This window comes from Pedobacter cryoconitis, assembly GCF_014207135.1.
Classification (GTDB): Bacteria; Bacteroidota; Bacteroidia; order Sphingobacteriales; family Sphingobacteriaceae; genus Pedobacter; species Pedobacter cryoconitis_D.
Genome location: NZ_JACHCC010000005.1, coordinates 431,914 through 454,710 on the forward strand (window position 1 = coordinate 431,914; position 22,797 = coordinate 454,710).

A 22,797-nucleotide genomic window follows, 5' to 3' on the forward strand; every position below is an offset into this window, starting at 1 on the left:
TTTTAACTCCTATATTTAAAGCTCCGGAATAACCGGGGCTTTTTTTTTAGAAATCACATGAAGTATACCGGCTATACGATTCTCCTTTTTTTATTATTCTGTTCTTCTTTTGCCTATTCACAAACCTATAAAAACGAATTAGGCTTTAAATCCGATAATGATTCTTACCTGGCTGCAGGTTCTGACCGTTACTATACCAACGGACTGTTTTTCTATTTCCGTCATGCAACAGATCAGCAAAAATTAAAAGAAGGCCTGGAAAAGAAAACTTATGAGATTAGTTTAGGCCAGATGATGTTTAACCCTTATTCAGGTTATGCACCGGACCCTGCTACTCAGGACCGTCCTTTTGCAGGATATCTTTATGTTGGGGGAATCATGAACTGGTTTTACACCAATGAAAGTATACTGAGTTTAAGTGCCCAGATTGGTACCACAGGAAAAAGCTCACTGGGCGAAGCCGGACAGAAACTATTGCATAAAACATTTGGTTTTTATGACATTGATGGATGGCAGTATCAGATTAAAGGCGAACCCACACTTAATCTTTCCGGACAATACACTAAACTGCTTACCCGCACAGCTGGTAATGCCGTTGAATTCTCTTTCGAAGGATATGCAAACCTCGGAACTACCTTTACCGGTGCAGGCGCAGGTATACTTTTCAGGACAGGAAGTCTCAACCAGCTTTTTAATTCGGCTTATACCCATTCTGTGATCAGCAACAATGCGAAGACCAAGGCCCTGGTTAAAAGAGAAATATTTTTCTATGCCAAACCACAGATCAACGTGGTAGCTTATGACGCGACAATTGAAGGAAGTTTATTTAATAATAATAGTCCGGTAACATTTGGACAGAAACCTGTTGTTCTGGCACAACAGCTTGGTGTGGATTACAGTTCGAACCGTTTCACTTTTGATTTTGGTGTTATATTTAAAACCAAAGAAGTTAAAAGTGTTGCAAGAGCACATCAATGGGGATCGATCACAGCCCTGTACAGGTTCAACTAGATAACTATCGGTGCGACCAGGCATCCATGCCTGGCTTTTTCCTGTTTTCTTTTTTAGCAGCAATTGACTGCTTGTCACTTTTTCTTTTGAGTAATACACGCCTGGGTGTACGTGTTACTTTCCTCTTTTGAGCTACATGCAACGAAGTTTTAAGCAATGCGATCAGTTTGACAATACTCTGCTCCTTGTTCACCAGCTGACTTCTGTCTTCCTGCGACACAATATGAAGGTTCCCCTCTGTATCGATGCGGTTAGCCAGCCGCTCTGCAAGTAATGCTTTTTCTTCAGCTGTAAAAAAATCAGCCGATTCTATATGGAGGATCAGCTCTACTTTACTGGAAACCTTGTTCACGTTCTGCCCGCCTTTTCCTCCGCTTCTGGAGGTTTTAAAAATAAGCGATTTAACTAAATCTTTTCTTTCTGGTATCATCCGGCAAAAATAATTAATTTCAATTTAAGTAATCTATTACTATTTAGCTTTATATCAATTGGACGTTGCTGACACAGGTCTTATTAAAAAAAAACAGGCCGGAATTCCAAAAAATCTTAACTTTGCACCCATATGAGAAAAAATCTGGTTATCGCTATTGATGGGTATTCATCATGTGGCAAAAGTACACTGGCAAAAGCACTCGCTAAGACTTTAGGTTTTATATACATTGACAGTGGTGCGATGTACCGGGCAGTGACCTTATATTTTATCCGCAATCATATTAATATGGCTGATGAGGCAGCAGTAACCGATGCCCTTCAACATATAGAACTGAACTTTCATTCGAGAGATTACGAATCACACATCACCTTAAACGGAGAAGAAGTTTCAGAAGAAATCAGACAAATGCCTGTTTCCGAAAATGTAAGTGAGGTTTCTGCATTGAAACAGGTACGCAAGGAAATGGTCAGACAACAGCAACGTATGGGCAAATCCAAGAATATCGTAATGGATGGCCGTGACATTGGTACTACCGTGTTCCCTGATGCCCAGGTTAAACTTTTCATGACAGCAGATCCTAAAATCAGGGCTGAAAGAAGATTTAAAGAATTACAAAGCAAAGGAGATACCAGTACATCACTCGAAGATGTATTTGAAAACCTGGCACATAGAGACTATGCCGATACAACCAGGAAAGAAAGTCCGTTGGTGCGTGCTGATGATGCCATCATACTGGACAATACAAATATCACTCCTGTACAACAGCTGGACTTCGCACTGGAGAAGGTCTATCCCTTTCTTCCGGAGATGTCACTGATTAAGATGAAAAGCTAAAGATTGTCATTCCAAATACATATTAATTAAGGCAAGCAGTTCAAAATCAACAACATTTATTAAAAAATTCTTTCATTAAATATATTAATTTCTATCTTTGCAGTCCCTAAAGGGAAAAGGAGATTAAATGATTAATGGCAAAAAAACAAGTAGCAGAAAAAGAATTAGAGGCTAAAAAAGCCGAATTACAAGGTGCAGACGCTCGTCTGACTGAAAAAGAAACCATTGAATCAGAAGCTGATTCATTGTCGATCGAACAGATCAAATCATCACTAGCAACACCAGATCAGGACTTTGACTGGGATGCAGACGATAAAGCTTTCGGAAAATACTCTGACGAAGACCGTAAAAAGTTTGAAGACATGTATACCGATACTTTCAATCAAATCAACCAAGGTGAAATTATCAGCGGTATTGTTGTATCAATCAACAATAAAGACGTTGTATTAAACGTAGGATTTAAATCTGACGGTTTAGTATCAACTTCTGAATTCCGTGATACACCTGATTTGAAAATCGGCGATACAGTTGATGTATTTGTTGAAGCTCCGGAAGACGCAAATGGTCAATTGATTTTATCTCGTAAAAGAGCTAAAACTCAGAGATCTTGGGAATCTATCAACGAAGCCCTTGACAATGACAGAATCATCAACGGATTTGTTAAAAGCCGTACTAAAGGTGGTCTTATCGTTGACATCATGGGTGTTGAAGCTTTCTTACCTGGTTCTCAGATCGACATCAAACCGATCCGTGATTACGATGTTTACGTAGGTAAAACAATGGAATTCAAAGTTGTTAAAATCAACCACGAATTTAAAAACGTTGTAGTATCGCACAAAATCTTAATCGAAGACGATTTAGAAAGTCAAAAAGTTGAGATCGTATCTAAACTTGAAAAAGGTCAGGTATTAGAAGGTACAGTTAAAAACATTACTGACTTCGGTGTATTCATCGATTTAGGTGGTGTTGACGGCTTACTTCACATTACTGATATTTCTTGGGGCCGCATAGAGCATCCAAAAGAAGTATTGAGCTTAGATGAGAAAATCAATGTTGTTGTTCTTGACTTTGATGACGAGAAAAAACGTATTGCATTAGGCTTAAAACAATTAACTCCACACCCTTGGGAAAGTTTAGATACTAACCTGGTAGTTGGATCTAAAGTTAAAGGTAAAATCGTTACTGTAGCTGATTACGGTGCATTCTTAGAAATCATTCCTGGTGTTGAAGGTTTAATCCACGTATCAGAAATGTCTTGGTCACAAAACTTACGCAGCCCTCAGGAATTCCTTAAAGTTAGCGATGAAATCGAAGCTGAAGTATTAACTTTAGACCGCGAAGAACGCAAAATGAGCTTAGGTATTAAGCAATTAACTCAGGATCCTTGGCAAAATGTTGCTGAAAGATATCCTATCGGAAGCAAACATACTGCTGTAGTTAAAAACATGACTAACTTCGGTGTATTCGTGGAAATTGAAGAAGGTATTGATGGATTAATCCATATCTCTGATCTTTCATGGTCTAAAAAAGTTAACCACCCTAACGAATTCACTAAAGTTGGTGATACATTAGACGTAGTTGTTTTAGAATTAGACGTTGATAGCCGTAAATTAAGCTTAGGTCATAAACAATTAGAAGAAAACCCTTGGGATACTTTTGAAACTATCTTCACGTTAGATTCAATCCACCAGGGAACTGTTGTTAAAGTAACTGATAAAGGTGCTGTTATTGCTTTACCATATGGTGTAGAAGGATTCGTTCCAACTAAACACATGGCTAAAGAAGATGGTACTACTATCAAAGCTGAAGAAACTAATGATTTCAAAATCATCGAGTTTAACAAAGATGCTAAACGTATCGTTGTTTCTCACGCCCGTATCTGGGAAGAGGCTAAAGCTGAAGTTGCTGCTGAAGAAAGAGCTACAAAGAAAAAAGATGCTAAAGCTTCAAGCAATGCAGTTAAAAAAGTTAAAGATTCAGTTGAGAAATCAACTCTTGGTGATCTAGGTGTTCTTGCACAATTGAAAGAGCAAATGGAAGGCGAAGAAAGCAAAAACAAAGCTAAATAATCTTTAAAGCTTATATATTAAAAGAGGGTGTCCAAAAGGCACCCTCTTTTTTTTGTTAAAGAAACTTAGCTTTTATAGCTGGAGTTGGAACCATACAGCTCTCCTCCCTGCCCCAGATCCGGTATCTTCGGCGGGCAATCTGATTGTAAACAAAATCCCTGATAAAGGCCGGGATAACCATAAAACCATACAACAACGGCCATCCACCACTCAGATGCCTGGCAATACGCAGTGCAGCTGTGGATCGCTGATAAACCCTTCCATTCTCTAACAGAATAATTGTATTCAGTTCACTCAGAGATAAACCAAAGGGTCCAAGGTGCTGACCCGCTATATCACTTTGCAGCGCAGCAAACCTGAATATATCTTTGCGGTCTCTTTTAATCACGAATTTTACAGAGCCCGTGCACAGATTACAAACACCATCAAAAAATATTATAGAATGCTGCATTATTCAATTGAGTTAATTATCACTTATTTGCGTTTAGAATTGCATGATCAGCTAAAATTAATTAAAATTGCCGTCACATAATTCAATTCGATTTTTTATATTTGCCTAATCAATTTGTCAATGCAAAAGAGAACACTGCTAGACGGTAAAAAATTCCAAATCACAATTAAGAGACTTTGTCACCAATTAATTGAGAATCACAACGATTTTTCAAATACCGTACTCATTGGTATTCAGCCCCGAGGCAGTTACTTCGCAGACAGAATCAAACAAGAACTCTCCGTAATTCTCAAAACCGATACCATTAGAAAAGGTAATCTTGATATCACTTTCTTCAGAGATGATTTCAGGAGAAAAGACGGAATCGTTTCCGCAAGCAGCAATACTATAGATTTCATCATAGAAGACTGTAATGTCATTCTGATTGATGATGTTCTATGGACTGGCCGGACCATCAGAGCAGCATTGGATGCATTGCTTGCCTATGGCAGACCAGCCAAAGTAGAACTGCTTGTCTTAATCGACAGAAGATTTTCCAGACATGTCCCGATCGAGCCTGACTACATCGGGCAACAGGTAGATAGTCTGGATTCCCAGTTGGTAAAGGTAAGCTGGAAAGAGACAGAGGGTGAAGACAAAGTAATTTTATTATCAGACCGAAATAAATAAGAAATGGCAGCAGAAAAACTATCAACACGACATCTTTTAGGCATTAAAGATATTACCCTGAATGATATTGAATTGATTTTTGAAACTGCAGATAATTTCAAGGATGTTATTAACAGGCCAATCAAAAGAGTTCCTTCGCTGCGTGATATCACCATTGCGAATATCTTTTTTGAGAACTCTACCCGTACCAAACTTTCCTTTGAACTGGCAGAAAAAAGGCTTTCAGCAGATGTAATTAATTTTGCTGCCTCCTCCTCCTCTGTGAGCAAAGGAGAGACACTGATTGATACGGTGAATAATATCCTGGCCATGAAAGTTGATATGGTCGTGATGAGACATCCTTACGCAGGCGCAGGGGTCTTCCTGAGTAAACACATCAATGCACAGATTGTAAACGCCGGAGACGGCGCGCACGAGCATCCTACCCAGGCATTACTCGACGCTTACTCTATCCGTCAGAAATTGGGTGATGTCCGCGGCAAAAAAGTTGTCATCGTCGGTGATATCCTGCATTCCAGGGTCGCTATTTCCAACATCCTGTGTCTGCAAAAACTAGGTGCTGAGGTAATGGTCTGTGGTCCTACTACCCTGATCCCGAAACATATCAGCAGTCTGGGCGTAAAAGTTGAGCATGACCTGGTTAAAGCATTAAACTGGTGTGACGTAGCGAACATGCTCCGGATACAGTTAGAGAGACAGGATATTAAATACTTCCCTTCACTGAGAGAATACGCCATGATGTACGGACTGAATAAACAAATTCTGGACAACCTGGACAAAGAGATCATCGTGATGCATCCCGGTCCGATCAACAGAGGTGTTGAGATTACCAGTGATGTGGCTGACAGTAAACAGTCTATAATCTTGGAACAAGTGGAAAACGGCGTTGCTGTACGAATGGCAGTACTTTATCTGCTTGCTTCTCAACGAGATTAACATCAGCCTATTTCTTTTTATACCATTCTGATCAAATTACCGTTTATCAGTGTTATCAACACTTGTTAACTTCTTATGTTAATAAGACACATTACAATAATTATATTAGCAGCAATCCTATTTGAAATCAGCTGGAACCATTATGTCCCGATTGCAAAAAAGGCAATAAAAAGGATCAGGATAGTTTCATAACCGCTTAAAGAAATTAAACACCAATGAAGAAAAAATACTTTTTTATTCCGCTTTTATTAGCAGGTAACTTTACCGCAGGTTATGCGCAGGTAAGTGCCCTAGTAAACCTCAATAAAAACTATCAGACCGGCCTTGAATTACTTCAGAACGAAAAGTATGTTGCTGCTGCCCAGCAATTCAGACTGGTTGAACAGCTAAGACAGAGACCAGGTACACAACAGGAGAGCAATGCTGAACTTTCTTTACTCAGAGAAAATGCAAAGTTTTATGCAGCTGTTTGTGCCCTTGAATTAGGTAATAAAGACGCTGAAAGCCTGTTTCAGAACTTCATTAAGGACTATCCATTAAATCCAAACACGAAATTAGCTTACTTCCACGTAGGTAAATCTTATTTCGCACAAAAAAACTACACGAAAGCTTTGGAATGGTTTGAAAAAACAGATCCTTCTACACTTTCTCAGAAACAAAGAACAGAATACCAGTTCAAACAGGGTTACTCCTATTTTGAACTTAAAAATATAGAAAAGGCAGAACCTTTATTTGAAGCGGTAAAAAAAGTCGACGGTCCTTTTCAGGAAAGTGCAACTTATTATTTTGCCTATATCAATTATCTGAACAAAGAATATAAAACTGCACTCAGCAATTTCGAGAAGCTGAAAGGTTCAAAAACCTATGAGGCGAGTTATCCTTATTACATCACCTCGATGTATTACCTGGATGAGCGTTATGATGATGTCATTAATTATGCTGTTCCGGTATTGAAAACTACTAAACAGCAATTTGAGCCGGAAATGCTCAGCCTGATTGCAGCTTCTTATTTTGCGAAATCAGATTATAAAAATGCGGCTCTTTATTTCAGTGACTTTTATACCAAAAGCACCACTAAAACCAAGAACAATCTTTTCATCTATCAATATGGTTATTCCCTGTTTCAGTTAAGCATGTACAGAGAATCAGTTGGTATATTAGAGCAACTGACTACTGATGATGTCTATCTGCAAAGCGGAATGTATACACTTGGACGCTCATTCATTAAATTGGGTGATAAAGAGAAAGCAAGAAGTGCATTCTTCAGAGCTTCCCGTCTTGAATTTGACAAAGTACTTCAGGAAGATGCCTGGATCAATTACGCCAGGTTAAGTTATGAACTTGATTTTAACCAGCAGGCCCTGGAGTCCACACAAAATTTCCTGAAACAATTCCCTGCATCACGCAAACTGAATGAAGCCAAAACATTACTGGGTGAAATTTTACTGACCAGTAAAAACTACCAGGCAGCAATTGATATCTTAGAACCTATCTCTAATAAATCACCAGAAGCCGAAGAAGCTTATCAGAAAGTAACTTATTTCAGAGGACTGGAATTTTATAATGAACGTGCTTTTCCAAACGCACTTTCTATGTTCCTGCGCTCTAATGCATTGCCAAACGATCCGGAAATACATGCACTGAGTACCTACTGGATGGCCGAGTCTATGTACGAACTGCGCAAATATGGTGAAGCTGTAAAAACCTTTGAAAAGTTCCTGGGAATGCCAGGTGCAGATAAAACCAAGGTATACAATTATGCGAATTACGCCCTGGCCTATGCCGCATTTGAAGATGAAAAATATGCTAAAGCAGCAACCTATTACGAACGCTTCCTGAACGGAAACGATAAAGACAAAAATACCGTTGTAGATGCGACAATGCGTCTGGCAGATTCTTACTTTGTGAGTAAGAGTTATTCCAACTCACTGACTTATTATAACCGCATTATTGCTGACAGATCTACAGGTGAGGATTATGCACTCTTCCAGAGAGGAATGATCCAGGGTCTCCAGGGACAGGACGATACCAAGATTGCGACAATGGAAAGTTTACTGAAGCAATTCCCTGTATCCAATTATGCAGATGATGCCGGTTTCGAAATCGCCTATACTTATTTTAATAAAGGTGATCTCGATAAATCGAGAAATGACCTGACTGCTTTAATCAGCAAATACCCGAACAGCAGTTACGTGCCAAGAGCATTGGTTACTATTGGTCTGGTGCAATACAACCAGGACAAAGATGATGAGGCACTGACAACCTTCAAAAAAGTAATTAACGATTATGCCAGTACCGAAGAAGCCAAACAGGCTTTAGAGTCAATCAAGAATATCTATGTTGACCGTGGAGATGCAAATGGTTTTATTGCTTATGCAAACACAACCCCTATTGGTAATTACACGGTAGCAGAGCAGGATAATATAGTTTTCCAGGCTGCTAACAATACTTACCTAAAAGGCGATGCCAAAGGAGCCGTAGAGAGCATCAATGCTTACTTCGATAAATATCCGAAGGCAATACATGCTAAGGAAGCCAAATTCATCAGAGCAGAGTCACTGGTTAAATTAAACCGTCCGGATGAAGCTATCCCGGATTATGAGTTTATCTTAAACGACTGGACAAGTGATTATACAGAACGTTCACTGGTTAGTATTTCAAAGTTATTCCTGGCACAGAAGAAATATAATGAAGCTATCGTTTACCTGAAAAGACTGGAAACCTCAGCAGATTATAAATCACATTATTCATTTGCTATCAACAATCTGCTAAAAGCATACACTGCTTTAAATATGCCTGATGATATCCTTAAATATGTATTGCTGACCAAGGAGTCCGATAAAGCTTCAGAAGAAGAAGTAAACAGTGCTGATCTGTATGCAGGTAAAGCTTATCTGTTAAAAGCAGATACTGCAATGGCAGTAAAAGCATTCACCAATGTCGTAGGTAAAACCAAAACACTGGCAGCAGCCGAAGCAAAATATACGCTGGCAGAAATACAGTATACTAAACATGACTATAAAACATCGCAGAAAACTTGTTTTGATTTAATCAATAACATGCCTTCTTACGATTACTGGGTAGCTAAGGCGTTCATCTTACTGGCTGATAACTATGTCGCATTAAAAGATAACCTGCAGGCAAAAAGTACATTGTTAAGTATTATTGATAACTATGACGGTAAAGACGAAATCGTAGCTACTGCCAAAGAAAAATTAGAGAAACTTAAATAAGACCACCACCATGAGATTTAATAAATTCATATATACAACCGTTTTTTTACTTACTGCAGGTACCCTAACGCTTCAGGCACAGGATAAGAAAACGACGGAGAAAAAGACTACAGAGAAAAAAGCAGCGGAGAAGAAAGCAGCTGAAAAGAAGGCCGCAGAAAAAGCTGCTGATGATAATAAGCCGGTCACTGAAGAAATTGAAGTAGTAAGACCTTACAAACCAGTTCTTGCCGAAGCTGTTAAATTGAGAAGAAGCCCGGATCTGAATGATGTTAAAACCTATAAAGCGCGTTTTAACTACAGTCTGACTGACAGGAAACTGGAACTCAATTCTGATATCGACAAACTTTATGCACAGGATGTAGCTGCCGAGAAACAAGCAGAAATTGTCAATAACTACGTTAAAGGAGCATTTGGTTCTGCCAGTACCCTGTTAGGCGAAGCCTATATCAACATGGGCCGCAATGAGAATCTGCAGGCAGGTGGTTTCTTCAGACATTTCAGTCAGTCGGGGAAATTAAACGGGCAAAAAATGAACCAGCAGCAGTTAAGTGTTTTTGGTCGTAGTATCGGTGATAAAGCTATCTTAAGCGGCCGTATTAATTATGAACGAAAAGGTTTCTATTTCTATGGTTATGATGAGAGTAATCCTTTGAGAAACCCTAATCCTGGAAAACAGTCTTTCAACTTCATTGAAGCAGAAGGAGAAGTGGTTAATAAACATACCGAAGATGCAGACGCTTTAAGTTATGCCGCTAAAATCAACGGTTATATCTGGGGTGATCAGTATTCTGCCAAAGAAAACTCAGTTGTTGTAAATGGTTATTTAAATAAAAGAATCAGCAGTTTCAATTTCGGACTGGCTGCTTCAGGCGAATTTGGAAATACAAAAGATGTATCCACCAGCGTAACCAATAACCTGATGCGTCTGAACCCTTACATCAGATTACAGGCGAATGGGATAAAAATTGCTGCAGGAGTGAATTTTGTACAGGAATTTGGTACAGTTTCCAAATCCAGAATCTTCCCTGCAATAACAGCAGATTTCACTATTATACCTGATTATCTACAGCTGTTTGGTGAAATCAAAGGAGATGTGAACAGGAATTCTATGAAAGAATTAACTGATGAAAACCCATTCCTGAACAGCAATATTGCGATCAAAAACTCTGTTGACAAAATCAGTTTCAGTGCCGGTGTAAAAGGTACTGGTGGTCCTGGTTTTGGTTATAAGGCAAGAGTATATCGTAAAGAAATTACTGACATGCCACTTTTCGTGAACAACTATGCCGACTTCACTAAATTCGATGTAATTTATGATTTCGGAAATACGAAACTGACAGGATTGGAAGGTGAAATCTCTGTACAGGTAAGTGACCAGTTAAAGTGGACAGGTAAAATAAACCTGGAAGATTACAAACCAGCTTCTGAAAGATATAGCTGGGGTAAACCAAAAGTTCGTGTAAGCTCAGACTTATTATTCAACGTGACCGATAAGTTAGGATTCAATGCTGCTGTAGTTATTCAGGATGCTTCCAATGCGAAAGTTTATACAGCTGCACCAGCTTCACCATACATCATTCCAAATCCGGCAATTGAAACTGTAGTAAACGTTAAAGGTTTTGTAGATTTAGGAATTGGAGCTACTTATAAGATCAATAATAAGTTCTCTGCTTTTGCTAAAGCCAATAACTTACTCAATACCAAGTACAGCCGTTATTTATATTACCAGGCAATTGGTGTGAATGTATTTGGCGGAATCAGCTATTCGTTCTAAAAACACATAGATTTTGTACAAATAGATTTAAACAGGCGCTAAGCAATTAAAATTATAATTGGTTGATACAGAATTAAAATTTATTTTTACCAGAATGGATATCTTATCTTATCTCACTGAACTTATTCAAACCCGTAAAGCTGTAGGAGTTTCCGGATTGGGAACTGTCTACAAAAAGAAATCTCCGGGAAGGTATGATGCAGAAACGCATTCATTTGTACCGCCCAGTTATACTATTGACTTTACGCCGGAAGTTAAGGAAGAGGTCTTGTTAGCGGAGTTCATCAGTAAAAAAAGAAATGTATCGGTAGATACTGCTCATTACTTTATCGATGAATTCAGCAATGGTATCCTTCAGCAGCTTAATGATCATCAGGAAGCAAAACTAGATGGTCTGGGTATGTTATACAAGGCTGATGATGAGCTTCATTTTGAGCCTTTGGAGAAACTGAATTTTGGCTTTGATTTTTACGGTCTGCCCAGTATCAAGGCTGAGCAGGAACCATCAGCCGAGGAGATCGTACCAGAAACACCTCCTGTTGTCGAAGATCCGGTTCATCACCCTGTGGAAGAAGCAGCAGTTGAAATACCTGTTGTGGAGGAAGTAACCAGTGAGCATACTGAAGAACCAGCTCCTGAAACACCAGTTGTACAGGAGGTAGTAAGTACTCCTGTAGAAGAACACCATATTGAAACCGTTGTACCGGATAATGAGAATTTCAGTGAAGAACATCCCGTAGCACAGAAAAAAAATGAAGAACAACTCCGTGCAGAGATCGAAGCACTGAACTTTTACAGATCAAAATCTCCTGTTTCAAAAACTTCAGTTCCTGAGCAGGAAGAAGTGATCTGGAATTTAAAAGATCAGCAAATGACTCAGGCACCCGAACCTGCTAAATTCTATAAAGAAGAAGTTTACAAGACTGAAGACGAAGAAAAACCTGTTAAATCCACCCCTTTATATCTCAAAATCATATTGGGCTTTCTGATCCTGGTAATTATGATGATTGTAGCTTATATTGTCAAACCAGAATGGTTTAATGGTCTGATAGCCAACAGTCCGTTTAATACCGCAAAAACTGAACAACCAGCTTCAAAACCACCTATACAAACCAGGTACAAACCTGATTCTGTAGCTACAGATTCCACTAAAAAACCTGCTCCGGTTACTGCCCCTGCAGTTAAAAAAGATTCTTCAAGTCAGAAGACTATTGCAAAAACACCCGATTCTGCTAAAGTAGTTTATGAAATTATCGGTGCATCGATGCATGACCAGAAAGAGGCGGACAAATTCATCGAACTGATGAAAAAAAGCGGAATAGACGCCAAGGTAGTCACCAATATGTCCGGAAGAAGACTAAAGATGAGTATTGCAACGTTACAAGATGAGGAATCAGCTAAAAAAGAGCTGGATAGATTATCAAAAAAATTAAAGATACCCGGAATATACATTTATAAAAACAGACAATAAATATGATCACTTTACTACAGGTTGCTACAGATACAGTACACCAACTAACGGATACCGCCAACGCTGCAAAACAGGCTGTAACTGCTGCACCTCCGGAACTGCACTTCTTTGATTTATTAATGAAGGGTGGTTGGGTAATGCTTCCCCTTGCTTTTCTTGCTTTTGCTGGCCTGGTAATTTTCGTTGAACGTTACCTGACTATCAGAAAATCTTCAAAGACTGAGTCCAATCTGATGCTTCAGATTAAACAATATATCCATGAAGGCAGACTGGAAAATGCAATTGCTTTATGCAGAAATACAAATTCTCCATTAGGCCGTATGCTGGAAAAAGGGCTAAAACGTATTGGAAGACCGATTAAGGATATTGAAGCTGCTATTGAAAACGTAGGTAAACTCGAAGTTTCCAAACTGGAGAAAAACATCAGTATTTTAGGAATTATCGCAGGTATAGCGCCGATGCTAGGTTTCGTTGGTACTATCATCGGGGTAATTACCATCTTCCATGATGTATCTGTAAAAGGTGCAATTGAAATCGGAACGATATCCGGAGGTTTGTATACAAAAATGATTACTTCAGCGACCGGTCTGATCGTAGGTATTATCTCTTACGTTTTGTACCATATCCTGAATGCGATGGTCGAAAGAATCATCCTTAGAATGGAAACAGATGCATTAGAGTTTATTGATCTATTAGAGGAGCCAGGTAAATAATGAATCTACGCAAAAGAAATAAAGGAACAGTCGAGGTACACACTTCTGCGCTGAATGACATCATGTTTTTCCTGATGCTGTTCTTCCTGCTTGCCTCGGCAGCAGTAAACCCGCAGGTAGTTAAACTACTGCTTCCGCGTTCCGAATCCGGGCAGCAATCAGCGGCTCAGAAAACAGTAACTGTCTCTATCAATGATAATCTGACTTATTTTGTAGAGAAGCAACCTGTTACATTGGAAAACATGAAGGCAAGCATTGAAGCTTATCAGAAAGCTTCACCAGATCTTACCATTGTGCTCTATGTCGCAAGAGGTGTTTCCATCGAGAATACTATGGCCGTGTTTGATGTAGCCAATCAGTTAAAACTGAAAGTTGTATTAGCTGTAGAACCGAAAAAATAATGACTTATAAAGAAGAAAATAATTACCCTAAGGCTATAGCCATCTCTACCGCAATTATGGCAGGTTTACTGGTATTAAGCTTTTTTATTGCTATCGGGACCTTCAAACCGGCAGAGGAAGCTGGTATGGGGGGAATGGTTGTTAATTATGGTACTTCTGTAGAAGGAATGGGCACTGATTACACCAGTGTAGAAGAGCCCTCTTCTGATCCTAATGCCAATAAGCAGCTTCCGGATAAAGTAGTCCCTGAAAAACAGGTTACACCAGTAAAATCTTCACAAAGTACAGATAAAGAAATTGCTACCCAGAATACAGAAGAAGCTGTCAGTATCAATACTAAAAAAACAGCTAAGCCCTCTACTCCTACTGCTGCTACGGTAGCCGAAAAACCGGCAAAACCTACAGTAAACCAAAATGCACTTTATAAAGGTAAAGCAAATAAAGGAACCGGACAGGGAGATGGTACCGGAAGTACCCCGGGTAACCAGGGTTCTGTTAACGGTGACCCGCTGGCCAATAATTATGGAGAAGGCGGATCAGGCTTCGGCAACAAACCCATTTCCTTAAGACGTTTCACTAACCTGGTGACTCCTCAGGACAATGGACAGAAAACCGGAAAAATTGCAGTCAGGATCAGTATCAATAAAGATGGAATTGTAGTAGATGCCGTTCCGGGTGTTAAAGGAACAACTTTACAGGATCTGGATCTCTGGGCTAAATGTAAAGCCGCAGTGATGGGTGCCCGTTTGAACAAAGACGAATCTGCTCCTGATTTTCAGGTTGGTGTAGTAGTTTTCAACTTCAAGGTTAAATAATCATTAAGCTCGTTAAATTTTGAGTTTTCTAAGGTTTCTTTGATACTTTTGCAACCATAGAATCATTCGAATGACTTATTTAGAAACCCTGGATTATCTGTACAGCAGGCTTCCAATGTTTACCCGTAAAGGAGCAGCTGCAATTAAAAAGGATTTACACAATACACTGGCTATGTGTGAAAACCTTGGAAACCCGCAAAATAAATTCAAAACTATCCATGTAGGCGGAACAAATGGTAAGGGCTCGACCTCCCATATGCTGGCCGCTGTTTTACAAAAGGCCGGTTATAAAACCGGCTTATATACTTCTCCCCATCTCAAAGACTTCAGAGAAAGAATCAGGATAAATGGCGAAATGGCCACAGAATCCTTCGTTGTTGATTTTACGGAACAGGAGAAAGAAATGATAGAATCTATCAGTCCATCATTCTTTGAAGTGACCGTTGCGATGGCATTTGCTTATTTCGCAGCTGAGCATGTCGATGTGGCAATCATTGAAGTTGGGCTGGGCGGAAGACTGGACTCTACCAATATCATCCATCCTGAGCTTTCCGTCATTACCAATATCAGTTATGATCATACCAACCTGCTGGGTAATACGCTGGAGCAGATTGCTTATCAGAAAGCAGGGATTATTAAACCCGGCATACCAGTAGTCATTGGCGAGAAACAGGAAGAAACTGCTCAGGTGTTTATAACCGAAGCACAACAAACAGCAAGTAAACTTGTCTTTGCCAGTGAGGAACTCCATGTACAGGATACCAGCCGTGAAGGCAGACAGCTGAAAACTTCAGTGTATGAAAAAGACACCTGTTTGTTTAAAGACCTGAAACTGGATCTCAGTGGATTTTATCAGTTGAAGAACGTATTGACAGTTATTCAATCTATCAGGACCTTAAACCAGAATGGCTTCCATATTTCGGATGAGGCCGTTTATGAAGGTCTTGCCCATACCGCAGAAATTACCGGTTTACAGGGCAGATGGCAGACTTTAAGTGAGCAACCACTGGTTATCTGCGATACTGGCCATAATATAGCAGGAATTCAGGAAGTCCTCGAAAACATCCGTACTACTGAATTCAAAGACTTACATATAGTTATCGGTATGCTGAAAGATAAAGATGTGACCAGCGTACTGGAGTTATTACCTGCTGAAGCTAAGTATTATTTCTGTCAGCCAGATCTTGAAAGAGCAATGTCTGCAGAAGAACTGGCCGCACATGCAGCAAAATTCATGTTACATGGGTCTGTTTTTAACACTGTAACCTTAGCTTTGGAGGCTGCCAGAACAAATGCTGCAGCCAATGATTTAATCTTTGTTGGCGGTAGTACATTTGTTGTCGCAGAAGTACTTTAAAGCTAATACCAGCTTCATAACTAAATAATGAAAAAACAATATACACCCTGATGAAAAAAACGTACTTGTTATTCGCCGCAGTTGCCTGTTTATGCAATGTAGCTATAGCACAAAAAAAAGAAAAGAATTCTGGTGCTCAGCGTGTCTATCCCGCAACGATAGACCGTCCAAAACTAGTGATCGGACTTGTTGTCGATCAGATGCGATGGGATTATCTGTATCGCTATTATGACAGATATTCAAGCGGAGGTTTCAAACGCCTGATTAATGAAGGTTTTTCAGTTGAGAATACACTGATCCCTTATACCCCAACTTATACCGCAGTCGGACACTCCAGTATTTACACCGGCTCTGTACCTTCAATTACTGGTATTGTTGGAAATGACTGGTATGATCCACAACTTAAAAGAGGTGTTTATTGTACAGAAGACTCCTCTGTAACTACAGTTGGTTCTACAACAACAGCAGGAAAGATGTCTCCTAAAAACTTATTGAGCAGTACAATAACCGATGAACTGCGTCTGGCGACCAACTTCAAAGGCAAGGTAATCGGAATTTCCCTGAAAGACCGCGGATCTATTCTTCCGGCAGGCCATACCCCGACCGGAGCTTACTGGTATGACGGGCAAACTGGTGACTGGATTACCAGTACATATTATATGAACCAGCTACCTGCCTGGGTACAGGACTATAATAAACTAAAAACAGCCAATAAATATTTTGCGCAAAACTGGAATACTCTCTACCCTATTGAGAGTTATACCCAAAGTACTGCGGATAACAAAGACTATGAAGGTAAAACCAGAGGAGAACAAACTCCAACTTTCCCTCATCCGTTAAAACTATATGCAGGAAAGAACTATGAGATGATCAAAAGTACTCCTTATGGAAATACGATTACGCTAGAGCTTGCAAAGGAGGCCATCAAAGCCGAAGAACTAGGTAAAGACAATACCACAGATTTTCTTGCGGTAAGCTGCTCATCTACCGATTATATTGGTCATCAATACGGTCCTAATTCCATAGAAGCAGAAGATACTTATTTACGTCTGGACAAAGATCTTGAAGATTTCTTCAACTATCTGGATCATACTGTAGGTAAAGGAAAATATCTCTTATTCCTTTCTGCAGATCATGGTGCAGCACATGTTCCTGGTTTTATGAAAGAAAACAGACTTCCGGGTGGAGTAGTGGATGATAAGGCTATTGTAAAAGGACTGAACACTTATCTGGAAAGCAGATTTAAGATCAAGGCCCCAGTATTGCTTGCGATGAACAACCAGATTATTTTCAATCATGAAAATCCTGATTTCAGGCAAACAGATTTTACGGCGATGAAAGCTGCTACGATAGACTATCTGAGAACTCTGGATGGATTTGCCGATGCTGTAGATTTAACAAAAATCGCAGAAAGCACACTGACTGCAGTTCAGAAAGAAATGATCTCAAATGGCTATAATGCACGTCGCAGCGGGGATGTATATTTTATTCTGCAGCCTAACTGGTTTGACGGTGGAAAAACAGGGACTACACACGGTGCATGGAATCCTTACGATGCACATATCCCATTGGTTTTCATGGGATGGAATGTAAAACCAGGTAAAACCAATAAAACTCATCATATGACAGATATCGCGGCTACACTAGCTGCTATGCTGCATATTCAAATGCCGAGTGGCTGTATAGGAGAACCTATTACAGAACTTACTCACCAATAATACATAAAGACAAACTCTCTCCGCTCAACAACCCTTTGAAAAAAGGGATGCATGTCCAGAAAGGGTTTGTCTTTTTTTATGCCCCAAATATTTAGTTTTGATTTTCAATAATTAAGCTTGCTATTTAGTTTTTATTAACTTTACAGACCAAATATAATTTCATCAATGGAACCAGTTAAAAGTTACGTCCCTAAAAATAAGATTCGTTTTGTCACTGCTGCAGCCCTGTTTGACGGGCACGATGCAACTATCAATATCATGCGCCGGATCCTGCAGTCTTCAGGAGCGGAGGTTATCCATCTGGGACACAACAGATCAGTGGAAGAAGTAGTTAATTGTGCCATTCAGGAAGACGTTCAGGGTATAGCCATGACCTCCTATCAGGGTGGACATATGGAATACTTTAAATATATGTACGATCTGCTCCAGGAAAAAGGAGCTAAACAAATCAAAATATTTGCCGGCGGTGGCGGTGTGATTTTACCTGTTGAAATCGCCGAATTACAAGCCTACGGAATTACCAGGATCTACTCGCCGGATGACGGGCGCAAAATGGGTTTACAGGGTATGATCAACAATATGCTGGAACAGACCGATTTTGTAACCACTAAATCGATTACCAACGAGCTTGAAATGATCCCTAAAAAAGAGGTCCGCAGTATTGCTTCGGCTATTACTGTTGCTGAAAATGATCCTGTTGGTGCACAGTCTTTTGTCAACGAACTGAAGGTACTGACCAGTAAAAGTCAGGCCCCTGTTCTGGGTATTACAGGCACAGGTGGTTCAGGAAAATCATCATTGGTTGACGAGCTGGTCAGACGTTTTCTGATGGAAGTCAAAGACAAAACATTGGCGATTATCTCTGTTGACCCTTCCAAAAGGAAAACAGGTGGTGCCCTTTTAGGTGACCGGATCCGGATGAATGCCATTAATAACCCCAGAATCTACATGCGTTCCCTGGCCACCAGGCAGGCTAATTTAGCACTGTCTGTTAATGTTCAGGAAAGCATTGATATCTGTAAAGCTGCAGGTTATGATATGATCATTGTCGAAACATCTGGTATTGGACAGTCAGACACAGAAATTACAGAACACTGCGATGTTTCCCTGTATGTTATGACCCCCGAATTTGGTGCGGCCACTCAGCTTGAAAAAATAGACATGCTTGATTTTGCTGATCTGGTAGCGATTAACAAATTTGATAAACGCGGGGCTTTAGATGCTTTGCGCGATGTTCGCAAGCAGTACAAGAGAAATCACAATCTGTTTGATGCTAAAGATGATACCATTCCTGTATTCGGAACCATGGCTTCACAGTTCAATGATCCGGGTATGAATAACCTGTTTACCGCTTTGATGGCCAAAATCAAAGAAAGAACAGGTACAGATTTCAAAGCCAGAATGCTGATGGTCGATGGCCAGTCAGAAAAAATATATATTATCCCACCAGACAGAACAAGATATCTGGCTGAAATTGCCGAATCAAGTCAGGCATATAATGAATGGGTAGAAATTCAAAGTGGTATAGCGCGTAAACTTTACCAGCTGAGCGGGGTGCTGGAAATATGTGATGAAGAAAACCAGTCAGCCGGTTCTTTAAAAAACTCACTAAAGGATATATACAATCATCTCGAAGAACAACTGGATGGCTCCTGCCGTAGATTACTCAGAGAATGGCCGGATACACTCCGGAAATATAAAGAAGAATATTTTGTCTATAAAGTAAGGGATAAAGAGATTAAACAACCTCTGTTTTATGAGTCTTTATCACAGCTTAAAATACCAAAGGTTTCGCTGCCACGCTACAAAGACTGGGGGGATATCCTTCGCTGGTTATTAACAGAAAATGTACCGGGTGAATTTCCTTATGCAGCCGGAGTATTTCCTTTGAAGCGTGATGGGGAAGATCCTACCAGGATGTTCGCCGGAGAAGGCGGACCGGAAAGAACCAATAAGAGGTTCCATTATGTTTCTCTTGGGCAGCCTGCGCATCGTCTTTCCACAGCTTTCGATTCAGTAACCCTGTACGGTGAAGACCCGCACATCAGACCGGATATATACGGTAAAATTGGTAATTCAGGGGTAAGTATCGCCACCCTGGATGACGCTAAGAAACTTTATTCAGGTTTCGATCTCTGTGCTTCTTCTACTTCAGTTTCCATGACGATTAACGGACCGGCACCTATGTTGCTGGGTTTCTTCATGAATGTAGCCATTGATCAGCAATGTGAAAAATACATCGTAGAACACGAGCTGACAGACGAGGTTAATGAAAAAATCAACCAGATCTACAAAGCAAAAAAAATAAAAAGACCTGTTTACAACGGCGTGTTGCCTCAGGGTAACAATGGCCTTGGTCTGATGCTTTTAGGCGTAACAGGTGACCAGGTATTACCTGCGGATGTTTATGCCAAAATCAGGGCTTATGCAATCAGCACCGTACGCGGTACAGTACAGGCCGATATCCTGAAAGAAGACCAGGCGCAGAATACCTGTATATTCTCTACCGAATTTGCGCTGAGAATGATGGGTGATATCCAAAAGTACTTCATAGATGAAAAAGTAAGGAATTTCTATTCCGTATCTATTTCCGGTTATCACATTGCCGAAGCAGGTGCCAATCCAATCTCACAGCTGGCCTTTACACTAAGTAATGGATTTACCTTTGTAGAATACTATCTGAGCAGAGGGATGCATATCGATGATTTCGCGCCAAACCTGTCCTTCTTTTTCTCTAATGGTATAGATCCGGAATACGCAGTTATAGGCCGCGTAGCCCGACGCATCTGGGCTAAGGCAATCAAGAATAAATACAAAGGAAATGATCGCTCACAGAAGCTTAAATACCATATTCAAACCTCGGGCAGATCATTACATGCCCAGGAAATTGATTTCAATGATATCAGAACTACGCTTCAGGCTTTATATGCGATTTATGACAATTGTAATTCACTGCATACCAACGCTTATGATGAAGCCATCACTACCCCTACCGAAGAATCCGTAAGAAGGGCTATGGCTATTCAGCTGATCATCAACAGGGAATTAGGTCTTGCTAAAAATGAGAACCCTTTACAAGGTGCCTTTATTATAGAAGATTTAACTGACCTGGTTGAAGAAGCTGTACTGGCAGAATTCAAAAGGATCAATGATCGTGGTGGTGTCTTAGGGGCAATGGAAACCATGTACCAGAGAGGTAAGATCCAGGAGGAAAGTCTATACTATGAAACCCTGAAACATACAGGTGAATATCCTATTGTTGGTGTGAATACCTTCCTGAATAAAAACGGATCACCTACAATTGTCCCTGGAGAAGTTATCCGTGCGACCGAAGAAGAAAAACAATTCCAGATTGAAGCACTGAACGAGTTCCAGAAACGAAATGCTGATCATACCACACAAGCTTTAAAAGAGCTGCAAAAGATAGCAGTTACCGGAGGAAATATCTTCGAAGCCTTAATGGAAGCTTGTAAGATCTGTTCTCTCGGACAAATCTCTAATGCCCTATACGAAGTAGGCGGACAATACAGAAGAAATATGTAAGTATATAGTGCCCTGCTATATTGAATAAAAAAATCCTTATCTGCCAAGGCGGATAAGGATCTATAATAAGGTCGGTAATTAGTAGGGTAATAAATTGATTAAGCGTGTATCCAGCTGAATTTGTAATCCATAGTAGGATTTTTCATTCTTTCAGCCACACGTAATAAACGGCTTGGCAGGGCCATAATATAATCACGTGCTTTTTCACCAGCTTCATTCAGGTCGCGCATACTTTCGATTTTCCATTCTACGATCAGCTGTTGCATGATCTCGACATAATCAACTGCTGTATACACTCCTAAACGCTGTGCTGCATCTGTAAAGTGACCAAAAGTTTGTCCCATCTTCATTCCCATTTCTCTCAGGAAGTGAGCTGGCATCACAATCTTTTTGCGCATCATATCTTCAAAAGCAATCATAGCTTCATTAGGATCCACCTCAAATATTTTAGACATGAAATCTTTGTAAGCCTTGGCATGTCTTGCCTCATCAGAAGCAATTACACCACACATTCTTGAAAGTAAGGTATCACCGTCTTTTTTAGCTAAAGATGCCACTCTGCGGTGAGATACATTAGTTGCCAGTTCCTGGAAGCTGGTATAAATGAAGTTACGGTAAGGATCATGTCCGGTGCCGATATCAAAACCATCGGCAATCAGATATTGTGTAGAGATCTCCATCTGGCGCATGTCAACGCGGCCTGATAAATAAAGATATTTATTTAACAAGTCACCATGTCTGTTTTCTTCAGCAGTCCAATGACGTACCCACTTCATCCATCCACCTTCTTCATCTCTGGTAATACCATCAACCATAGCTAACCATGATTCATATGTTGGTAATGCTTCTTCTGTAATAGTGTCACCAATTAAAACGGCAACCAGGTCATATGAAAGGTCATTCGCAGTTTCGCGAAGGGATTTTATATCCTGAATGAAGGTCTCACTCGTAGAAACAGGCAAAAAATCAGTTGGCTGCCAATTTGTATCAATCGGTTTCAGGTAAGTACTCATCATATCAAGCATATACTGCTCGATGTGAAGCATTACTTCCCTTCTTTTTTCAGCAAAAAAACTCATTATATGTGTGTTTTAGTTTAACACCAAATATAACCAAAATTATTTCATAATGCCTTTGTGAGACCATTTAATAGCAGATTATGCTTAAAAATATCACTCTATTAAGACAAATTCTAAAAGAATTCAGGATAGCTGCAATTACAACGTTTGAAAGAGGAACTTTGTTATGAATATTTCTAAAAATAAACGCCGGCTGAGACTTAAAAAACGGATCTGAGATTTCCAAAAAGGTTATAAACAAGAAAAGCCTGTAGTTTCCTACAGGCTTTCTTTAAGATTTGGCACCG

Annotated in this window: 17 protein-coding genes; 14 read left to right on the forward strand and 3 right to left on the reverse strand. The window is 39.9% G+C overall.

The features are described from left to right. Nucleotides 1-57: 57 nt before the first annotated feature. Nucleotides 58-1,011: a lipid A deacylase LpxR family protein gene (locus tag HDF25_RS11615; protein WP_184624925.1), complete on the forward strand. Its 954-nt coding sequence runs from the start codon at nucleotides 58-60 to the stop codon at nucleotides 1,009-1,011. 4 nt (nucleotides 1,012-1,015) lie between these two features. On the opposite strand, the gene HDF25_RS11620 is transcribed toward HDF25_RS11615, so the two are convergent. After that, entirely contained in the window at nucleotides 1,016-1,441 is a 426-nt protein-coding gene (locus HDF25_RS11620) for a peptide chain release factor-like protein (protein WP_184624926.1), read from the reverse strand. A gap of 132 nt (nucleotides 1,442-1,573) precedes the next feature. Here HDF25_RS11620 and cmk point away from each other — a divergent pair, with 132 nt between their 5' ends. Further along, nucleotides 1,574-2,278 carry a (d)CMP kinase gene (gene cmk / locus HDF25_RS11625; protein ID WP_184624927.1) on the forward strand — a complete coding sequence of 235 codons (705 nt, stop codon included), beginning with the start codon at nucleotides 1,574-1,576 and terminating at the stop codon, nucleotides 2,276-2,278. 134 nt (nucleotides 2,279-2,412) lie between these two features. Continuing rightward, nucleotides 2,413-4,347 (forward strand): 30S ribosomal protein S1, encoded by a 1,935-nt coding sequence (gene rpsA / locus HDF25_RS11630; RefSeq protein WP_184624928.1) that lies wholly within the window; start codon nucleotides 2,413-2,415, stop codon nucleotides 4,345-4,347. A gap of 55 nt (nucleotides 4,348-4,402) precedes the next feature. Here rpsA and HDF25_RS11635 read toward each other — a convergent pair whose 3' ends face one another. Next, nucleotides 4,403-4,798: a thiol-disulfide oxidoreductase DCC family protein gene (locus HDF25_RS11635; RefSeq protein WP_184624929.1), complete on the reverse strand. Its 396-nt coding sequence runs from the start codon at nucleotides 4,796-4,798 to the stop codon at nucleotides 4,403-4,405. A gap of 120 nt (nucleotides 4,799-4,918) precedes the next feature. Between HDF25_RS11635 and pyrR the strand changes: the two genes are divergently transcribed. The 11 genes from pyrR (at nucleotide 4,919) to HDF25_RS11690 (ending at nucleotide 21,431) form a co-directional block, all read left to right on the forward strand. Then, nucleotides 4,919-5,467 carry a bifunctional pyr operon transcriptional regulator/uracil phosphoribosyltransferase PyrR gene (gene pyrR, locus HDF25_RS11640; RefSeq protein ID WP_184624930.1) on the forward strand — a complete coding sequence of 183 codons (549 nt, stop codon included), beginning with the start codon at nucleotides 4,919-4,921 and terminating at the stop codon, nucleotides 5,465-5,467. A gap of 3 nt (nucleotides 5,468-5,470) precedes the next feature. Then, nucleotides 5,471-6,403: an aspartate carbamoyltransferase catalytic subunit gene (locus HDF25_RS11645; protein ID WP_184624931.1), complete on the forward strand. Its 933-nt coding sequence runs from the start codon at nucleotides 5,471-5,473 to the stop codon at nucleotides 6,401-6,403. A gap of 215 nt (nucleotides 6,404-6,618) precedes the next feature. Beyond that, nucleotides 6,619-9,636, forward strand: a complete 3,018-nt coding sequence (locus tag HDF25_RS11650) for a tetratricopeptide repeat protein (RefSeq protein WP_184624932.1) — start codon at nucleotides 6,619-6,621, stop codon at nucleotides 9,634-9,636. A 10-nt stretch (nucleotides 9,637-9,646) separates the two neighbouring features. Next, a complete protein-coding gene (locus tag HDF25_RS11655) occupies nucleotides 9,647-11,413 on the forward strand; it encodes a TonB-dependent receptor (protein WP_184624933.1) in 1,767 nt (588 codons plus the stop codon). A gap of 94 nt (nucleotides 11,414-11,507) precedes the next feature. Next, the gene (locus HDF25_RS11660) at nucleotides 11,508-12,884 is read left to right on the forward strand and encodes a hypothetical protein (protein WP_184624934.1); all 1,377 of its coding nucleotides are present in this window, start codon (nucleotides 11,508-11,510) and stop codon (nucleotides 12,882-12,884) included. A gap of 2 nt (nucleotides 12,885-12,886) precedes the next feature. Further along, a complete protein-coding gene (locus HDF25_RS11665) occupies nucleotides 12,887-13,597 on the forward strand; it encodes a MotA/TolQ/ExbB proton channel family protein (RefSeq protein WP_184624935.1) in 711 nt (236 codons plus the stop codon). Further along, nucleotides 13,597-13,998, forward strand: a complete 402-nt coding sequence (locus HDF25_RS11670) for an ExbD/TolR family protein (protein ID WP_184624936.1) — start codon at nucleotides 13,597-13,599, stop codon at nucleotides 13,996-13,998. Before HDF25_RS11665 ends, HDF25_RS11670 begins: the two co-directional genes overlap by 1 nt. Next, a complete protein-coding gene (locus tag HDF25_RS11675; protein WP_184624937.1) occupies nucleotides 13,998-14,813 on the forward strand; it encodes an energy transducer TonB in 816 nt (271 codons plus the stop codon). Before HDF25_RS11670 ends, HDF25_RS11675 begins: the two co-directional genes overlap by 1 nt. A 70-nt stretch (nucleotides 14,814-14,883) precedes the next feature. Beyond that, nucleotides 14,884-16,170: a bifunctional folylpolyglutamate synthase/dihydrofolate synthase gene (locus HDF25_RS11680; RefSeq protein WP_184624938.1), complete on the forward strand. Its 1,287-nt coding sequence runs from the start codon at nucleotides 14,884-14,886 to the stop codon at nucleotides 16,168-16,170. Between the two features lie 50 nt (nucleotides 16,171-16,220). Continuing rightward, nucleotides 16,221-17,888, forward strand: coding sequence for an alkaline phosphatase PafA (gene pafA / locus HDF25_RS11685; RefSeq protein WP_184624939.1), 1,668 nt, complete (start codon nucleotides 16,221-16,223; stop codon nucleotides 17,886-17,888). 165 nt (nucleotides 17,889-18,053) lie between these two features. Beyond that, nucleotides 18,054-21,431: a methylmalonyl-CoA mutase family protein gene (locus HDF25_RS11690; RefSeq protein WP_184624940.1), complete on the forward strand. Its 3,378-nt coding sequence runs from the start codon at nucleotides 18,054-18,056 to the stop codon at nucleotides 21,429-21,431. Nucleotides 21,432-21,529: 98 nt separating this feature from the next. Here the strand turns inward: HDF25_RS11690 and HDF25_RS11695 are convergent, their stop codons facing one another. Then, nucleotides 21,530-22,510: an acyl-ACP desaturase gene (locus tag HDF25_RS11695; protein WP_184624941.1), complete on the reverse strand. Its 981-nt coding sequence runs from the start codon at nucleotides 22,508-22,510 to the stop codon at nucleotides 21,530-21,532. Nucleotides 22,511-22,797: the final 287 nt, after the last annotated feature.